A 6,561-nucleotide genomic window follows, 5' to 3' on the forward strand; every position below is an offset into this window, starting at 1 on the left:
TCCCAATCCAAAGCAAAGGTTTTTTGCGTTTTGGTTTCTTCGTCGGCCTGCAACTTTATTTTGCCGATAAAAGAAGCATCGCGCTGCACAATATCAATTAAATGCTGCATAAAATCATAAGTAGAAACTACGCGCGGCGCAAAAGCTTTGAGCATATGTGTTTCGGAAATGTAGCTGATGATGTTGTGCTGCGCCGTAAAACCGGAAGAATACCGCGGCGTTTCGATAAAAGCCACAATGCCCGAATCCGGTGTTGCGCCTTCTGATTCTACGTAAGGCGTCATCTCGAAACCGCTTTTTTTCATGCGTAAAAACAGTTCGGGCGTTAAGGTTTTGCTGGTATAATCTGCCAAAATCGGGTTTTGCTTGTTGTGCTGCGTTTCAATCAGCGTCATCACGTATTGGTAATCGGCACCATCGCTGGTATGGTTGTCCAGGAAAACATCCGGTTTCCAGGCATTTAAAATCTGCATAAAAGCCAAAGCGTTTTTAGAATCAGCTTTGATAAAATCACGGTTCAAATCCAGGTTGCGGTAGTTGCCGCGGAAGCCGTAAGTTTTCGGCCCGTTTTGGTTGATGCGCGAAACGCCACGGTTTAAACAGCCATCAATATTATAAACCGCAATCAAACAAACCACCACGTTTGCCGGAAGCTGGTTCTTTTTCAGCAAGTCGCGGACCAGCATCATGCTGGCATCAATGCCTTCCGGTTCGCCGGGATGAATGCCGTTGTTAATCAAAATCACGCGTTTGTTTTGCTTTTTGATAATGGCCGGATCGAAGATTTTATCTTTTGAAAGCACAATCAATTGCAGCGGTTTGCCAATATCGGTTGTGCCGATATTATAAACTTTTAACTGGTCGTATTGCCGGTCTAAAGTCTGGTAATAATTTACAATTTGGGCATAAGTAGCAGTGGTATTTTTCTGCGGGTCTTTTTCAAAAGGCGTGAGTTGTGCTTGTGAAGCGGTGGCAATCAGCAGAAAACATAATTGGAGCAGGAAAAATTTCATGCCGAAAAGATAAAAAAGAAATTAGCAGGATGCTTCTTTTATCGGCCTTTTTTTGGCAAAGCTTCCTGCATTTTTTTCGGCAAACTTTTTACGATGCGTTCGTAAGAATGATCAATCATTTCCTGCAATTGCTTATCTGTGAGGCTGCCATCAAAATAAACCGTGTTCCAATGGGTTTTGTTCATGTGGAAGCCGGGCTGCACTTCGCTGTAACTTTCTCTTAGTTCGATTGCTAAATCAGGATCGCATTTGACATTGAACCGGTTGGCTTCTTTTAACGAAACCAACAGAAACATCTTTCCGCCGACTTTAAAAACCAGTGTGTCATCGCCAAAAGGCATCGTTTCTTCCGTTGCCGGTTTTTGCAAACAATAGTCGCGCAAAGTTTCGATGTTCATCGTGCTTAAAACCTGCCGATTGGCTTTTTGTAAGAAACCGGGTTGCCAAAATTATATTTTACGCCGATACTGATCATCGAATAACGGTCAACATGGTTGTTTCTAAACATACTTGGCGGGTCATTGTAACCGTCCAAACCTTCGCCATAAACCCAGTTCATTTGGTAGCCAAAGTTTAAACGGATGTGTGGTTCCTGATAATAATTAAAAAATTTCAGTTCGTAGCCAATCCGAAGCGGCACCATCAATTCTGTGCTCGAGTTTTCTCCCGGAAAAACATAACCGGGATTATTCAAGCTGACCCGCTGCACAAAAGCCATGGAATTATGGATAACGCCAATGCCGGTGCCAACATAAATGTTCTTTAAAATGTTCAGCAAATCCCGGTATTGGTAATCAATAAACTCCCCGGCCTGGATATCGCCATACAAAATTGCAGCTTTATAATTGTTGACAAAAGCGCGGGTATCTTTATCTGTTTGCGGGTTTCCGCCGGCTAATTTTCCGGCCTGCAACTCTCCGGTAATGGTGATATAAGGCGAGTAGTTGTAATTTAACGTACCGAAAATAGCTTCTTTGGTGGTGTGCTGTGCCAAATCTGCATCAGCGCGAACTATGCCGCCGCCAATACCAACACTATAATTGGAGAAGTTATAACTAAGCTGGGCAAATGAAATTTTACTGCATAAAAACAGTATCGAGGTGAAAGCGGCGATTTTTTTCAAGGCATCAAAGTAAAGAAATCAATTTGATATCGCCCATTGTAAAACTATAATTTTTTTCTTATTAGTTAAAACATGCCTACATGGATTGGTTTACGGTAGGAAGTAACGCCGCCAATCCCAATTTTGATCCCCAAAGTAACCTGCGAATACCAATCGCCGTAATGGCCGGATTTGATGCCATCCATATTATCACCAGTAGAAAAATTTCCCTGGTAGCCAAAATCTATGCGGATTTGCGGCTCATCATAAGCATTGTAAATTTTGTATTCGTAACCAATCCTTACCGGGATAACCAACTCGTTGCTTTTATCCAATCCGGCATAACTAAAATTTGGGTCTTTATAATCCTGGCGGTTGATGTAATCCATTTTGTTAAAGATCACGCCAACGCCCGTTCCGATATAAATATTTTTGGCTCCGTTCAGGATTTTGGTCAGGATCGGGATTGCACTAAAATCATCGCTGTAATTGATAAACTCGCCCAATTGCACATCGGCATGAAAAATAAGTGCCGTATATTTATTGCTGGATTGCTCTCCGTATAAAACTTTAGCCGTATCGGCATTGGCACTTTCTAATTTTCCAGTCTGTCCTTCTACACTAAAAGTTACAAAAGGCGTAAAATGATAGTTTAGGTTGAGGTTAAAAGCGGCTTGGCTGTAGGCCTTGTTCAAATCGCCGTGTATTTTAACCGTGCTGATGCCCGCACCTAAACTAATTTGGTGGTAATTGTACCCGATTTGGGCAAAAACAGTGTAACTTGATACCACAAATGCAACCAATAGTAAGATCTTTTTCAAGCTTTTATATTTTTTAGTGAACAATAACCGAAGGACACGACTAAGTTTTACTTTTGAAGACCCTCAATCCAAAAATAGAATTATTAACTTATTATCAAAAATGTTTAACGATGAATGGTTCGCGTATGTTGCATTATACTGTACAAAATAGGTTTCTAAAATACGTTGCGGTTGATACCCAATCCGATGCAGGGTCTCCGGCCACGCCTTCTACCGAAAAGCAAAAAAACCTGGGCAAAATTTTGGTGGAAGAATTATTGCAGATCGGTTTGCAGGATGCGCATCTGGACGAATACGGCTACGTTTATGCAACCATTCCGGCCAATACTGTTAAAAAGGTTCCGGTAATTTGCTTTTGCTCGCACATGGATACTTCGCCGGACTGTAGCGGTGAAAATGTGAAACCTATTGTCCATCAAAATTACCAAGGACAGGATTTGGTTTTGCCTGGCGATCCGTCCATCATTATCCGCTTAAAAGAGCATTCGGATTTGCAGCACCAGCTTGGCAATGATGTAATTACGGCAAGCGGTACTACGTTGCTTGGCGCAGATAACAAAGCCGGGTTGGCCGCAATTGTGGATGCCTGCAAACAATTGATGGATCATCCCGAAATAAAACACGGGGCGATCAAAATTTTATTTACGCCGGATGAAGAAATTGGCCGCGGTGTGGATAAAGCCGACATGAAAAAACTGGCGGCAGATTTTGGTTATACCGTAGATGGAGAATCGGCAGGAACGATAGAAAATGAAACTTTTTCGGCAGACGGTGCCAGGTTAATTATCAAAGGCGTAAGTGCACATCCGGGTTTTGCCAAAGGAAAAATGCAAAGCGCCATTAAAATTGCCGGAAAAATTTTGGCCGAACTTCCCACAGAACTTTCGCCCGAAAACACCGAAGGGAAACAAGGTTTTATCCATCCGGTTTCGGTCAGCGGTTTTGTGGAAGAAGCCGTGATTGATTTTATCATCCGTGATTTTGAGGATGAAAAACTGAAAGAACATTCCGATGTAATCCAAAAAATTGCAGAAAAAGTTTTACAAGGTTTCCCCGATGCTTCTTTTACCCTACAAATTTCGGCACAATACCGCAACATGAAACAAGTGCTGAGTCAGCATCCGCAGGTAATTGAATATGGGATAGAAGCGATTAAAAGGACAGGATTACAACCGCGTTTACAAAGCATCCGCGGCGGAACGGACGGCTCGCGTTTATCTTTTATGGGTTTGCCTTGCGCCAATATTTTTGCCGGCGAACATGCTTTCCACAGCAAGCAGGAATGGGTTTCGGTGCAGGATATGCAAAAAGCGGTGGACACCATTTTGAATTTATGCCAAATTTGGGAAGAAAGAAGTTAATAAAGCTTTGATTTTATTAAATTGAACAATGAAAAAACACCGGTAAAAACAGCATGCTTCTTTTACCACCTAAAAATTTATTTTATGAAACTGATAAGATATGGCGAAGCCGGAAAAGAAAAAATTGGCGTTTTGATTGATGGCGTCCGTTACGATACTTCTGCCTACGGCGGAGATTACAACGAACAGTTTTTTGAAGACAACGGCCTGGCGCGTTTGGAAGAATTTGTAAAAGCCAACCAAGGGAAACTGATTGCAATTGCAGCAACAGAACGCCTTGGCCCGCCGATTGCGCGGCCTTCCAAAATTGTTTGCATCGGCTTAAATTATGCTAAACACGCACAGGAAACGAATGCTAAAACCCCGGAAGAACCTATTATTTTCTTTAAATCTACCACGGCTTTGGTTGGCCCGAACGATGCCATCGTCATTCCAAAAAATTCGACCAAAACCGATTGGGAAGTGGAACTGGCTTTGGTGATCGGCAAAAAAGCAAGTTATGTAAGCGAGGAAGAAGCTTTGGATTATGTGGCCGGTTATTGTTTGCACAACGATGTTTCTGAACGCGAATTTCAACTGGAACGTGGCGGCACCTGGGACAAAGGCAAAGGCTGCGACACATTTGCGCCGCTTGGCCCGTTTTTGGCCACGCCCGATGAAATTGAAGACGTAAATAACCTGCGTTTATGGTTGAAACTGAACGGCGAAACGATGCAGGACGGCAATACCGATGATTTGATTTTCGGCATTCCAAAACTAATTTCCTACATCAGCCAGTTTATGACGCTGCTGCCCGGCGATCTCATTTCTACCGGGACACCTGCCGGCGTTGGTTTGGGCTTCGATCCGCCTGTTTATTTAAAGCCCTGCGATGTGCTTGAATTAGGTATTGATGGTTTGGGGACGGCGAGGCAGGTGGTAAAAGCTTATGCTGAGGGTTGAAAGCTGCTTTTATCCAGGCAAATCAATTTCCTTTGCCCTGATAAACATACTGTTTTTATCCACTAAAAAACTCATTGGATGCTCCAGGTTTTTGATGATTTCCAGCAGCAAAAATCCCCAGGGTTTCCAAAAGCTTTCTAAAACCTGGCCGTAAACTTTCGGCTTCCATTCATCAAAATAAGGTTTCGAACTTAAACCTTTTAACGGCATCGCTTCCACATAAATTTTATCGTTAACCGGCAAAATATGGTACTCGGGCAAACGGTTAAACAAATAAGCCGAGTAAAAAATACGTCCGCTAAACTCTTCAAACTGGATGGGATGCAGCGTTTGCCCTTGTATTTTATCCAGAATTTCCTGGTGATAAATGGTATTTGCGCCGTTATCCTGCAAGCAAAAAATAAAGCCGAAATCTTTTAAACGCAAAGCAAAAGTAAGCGAGTTGATTTCATCGCGGTAATTAAACTGATCGGTCTCCGGTTCAATTTGAAACAGAAAAAAACTAAACGGTTTAAAATCCTCAAAAACAATCGGTAAAAGAAGCATCTGCAACATCAGGTGCAGTTGGCTAAACTTGTGCATCAGCGATTGCGAAATGTTCAATCCCTGGCCTTGCGCGTATTGCTGCTTGATAGCCGATTGCAATTCGTTAAAAATAATACCATACATCAATTTGCCGGCCCAAAGGAAAAGTTTCCACTCGTCCAAAGCTTTTACGGCTTCAAAACCCTGTTCAAAAGCGGCTTTGATTTCGGCTTCCAAAGGCTCGATGTACAACTCGTTCACTTCGGCAGCGCAAGGCAACTTTAAATCTTTGTACGTCGGGAAATTCTCGTCCAGCATTTTAAACGGCTGGTCGTACAGGTTATATTTTGAAAGGAGCCAGGCCGGAAAAACCTGGATTTTTTCTTCTACCGATTGCAGCGGTTTGCCCGATAAAAAGCAGGTTCGGTTGCCAAAATTAAAGGTATCGAAAGGCTTGTAAATTTCCGTTTGCATATTCGCCAAAGATAGAGATGATTTTAGTCGGGATTTTTTAGCTTTAGGCGATTTAACATGAAACTGACTTACCAACCTTACCAGCTCGAACTGAAACATCCGTTTACCATCGCCAAATTTTCGCGCACAGCCACGCCTTTAATGCTTGTAAAATTAGAATATCAAGGTTTTACGGGTTACGGAGAAGCTTCAATGGTGCCGTACATGGGCGAAAACCTGGAAACGGCCGAAGCTTTTCTAAAAAAAGTTGATTTAAGCAGGTTTCATCATCCGTTTATAATGGATGAGATTATGGCTTATTTGGATGATCTTGCTCCCGGAAA

The 6,561-nt window shown here is 42.5% G+C and carries 7 protein-coding genes and 1 pseudogene; 3 read left to right on the forward strand and 5 right to left on the reverse strand.

Annotation, left to right across the window (positions count from 1 at the left end):
* From Q0192_RS14820 to Q0192_RS14835, 4 genes are all read right to left on the reverse strand, one after another.
* A partial coding sequence (locus Q0192_RS14820; RefSeq protein ID WP_299290480.1) for a M14 family zinc carboxypeptidase occupies positions 1–1,013 on the reverse strand: 1,013 nt, incomplete at its 3' end.
* A 38-nt stretch (positions 1,014–1,051) separates the two neighbouring features.
* Positions 1,052–1,411, reverse strand: coding sequence for an MmcQ/YjbR family DNA-binding protein (locus Q0192_RS14825; protein WP_299290482.1), 360 nt, complete (start codon positions 1,409–1,411; stop codon positions 1,052–1,054).
* A gap of 5 nt (positions 1,412–1,416) precedes the next feature.
* Entirely contained in the window at positions 1,417–2,136 is a 720-nt protein-coding gene (locus tag Q0192_RS14830) for a hypothetical protein (protein ID WP_299290484.1), read from the reverse strand.
* 65 nt (positions 2,137–2,201) lie between these two features.
* On the reverse strand, positions 2,202–2,936 hold the full coding sequence (locus Q0192_RS14835) for a hypothetical protein (RefSeq protein WP_299290486.1): 735 nt from the start codon (positions 2,934–2,936) through the stop codon (positions 2,202–2,204).
* Between the two features lie 110 nt (positions 2,937–3,046).
* On the opposite strand from Q0192_RS14835, the gene pepT reads away from it, so the two are divergent.
* Both pepT and Q0192_RS14845 read left to right on the forward strand, forming a co-directional pair.
* The gene (gene pepT, locus Q0192_RS14840) at positions 3,047–4,297 is read left to right on the forward strand and encodes a peptidase T (RefSeq protein WP_299290493.1); all 1,251 of its coding nucleotides are present in this window, start codon (positions 3,047–3,049) and stop codon (positions 4,295–4,297) included.
* 84 nt (positions 4,298–4,381) lie between these two features.
* Positions 4,382–5,239, forward strand: coding sequence for a fumarylacetoacetate hydrolase family protein (locus Q0192_RS14845; RefSeq protein WP_299290488.1), 858 nt, complete (start codon positions 4,382–4,384; stop codon positions 5,237–5,239).
* 9 nt (positions 5,240–5,248) lie between these two features.
* On the opposite strand, the gene Q0192_RS14850 is transcribed toward Q0192_RS14845, so the two are convergent.
* Positions 5,249–6,238, reverse strand: coding sequence for a hypothetical protein (locus tag Q0192_RS14850; protein ID WP_299290491.1), 990 nt, complete (start codon positions 6,236–6,238; stop codon positions 5,249–5,251).
* Positions 6,239–6,295: 57 nt separating this feature from the next.
* On the opposite strand from Q0192_RS14850, the pseudogene Q0192_RS14855 reads away from it, so the two are divergent.
* Positions 6,296–6,561 (forward strand): annotated as a pseudogene (locus tag Q0192_RS14855) (dipeptide epimerase); the annotation flags it as partial.

The sequence above is a fragment of the uncultured Mucilaginibacter sp. genome (assembly GCF_937859865.1).
Classification (GTDB): domain Bacteria; phylum Bacteroidota; class Bacteroidia; order Sphingobacteriales; family Sphingobacteriaceae; genus Mucilaginibacter_A.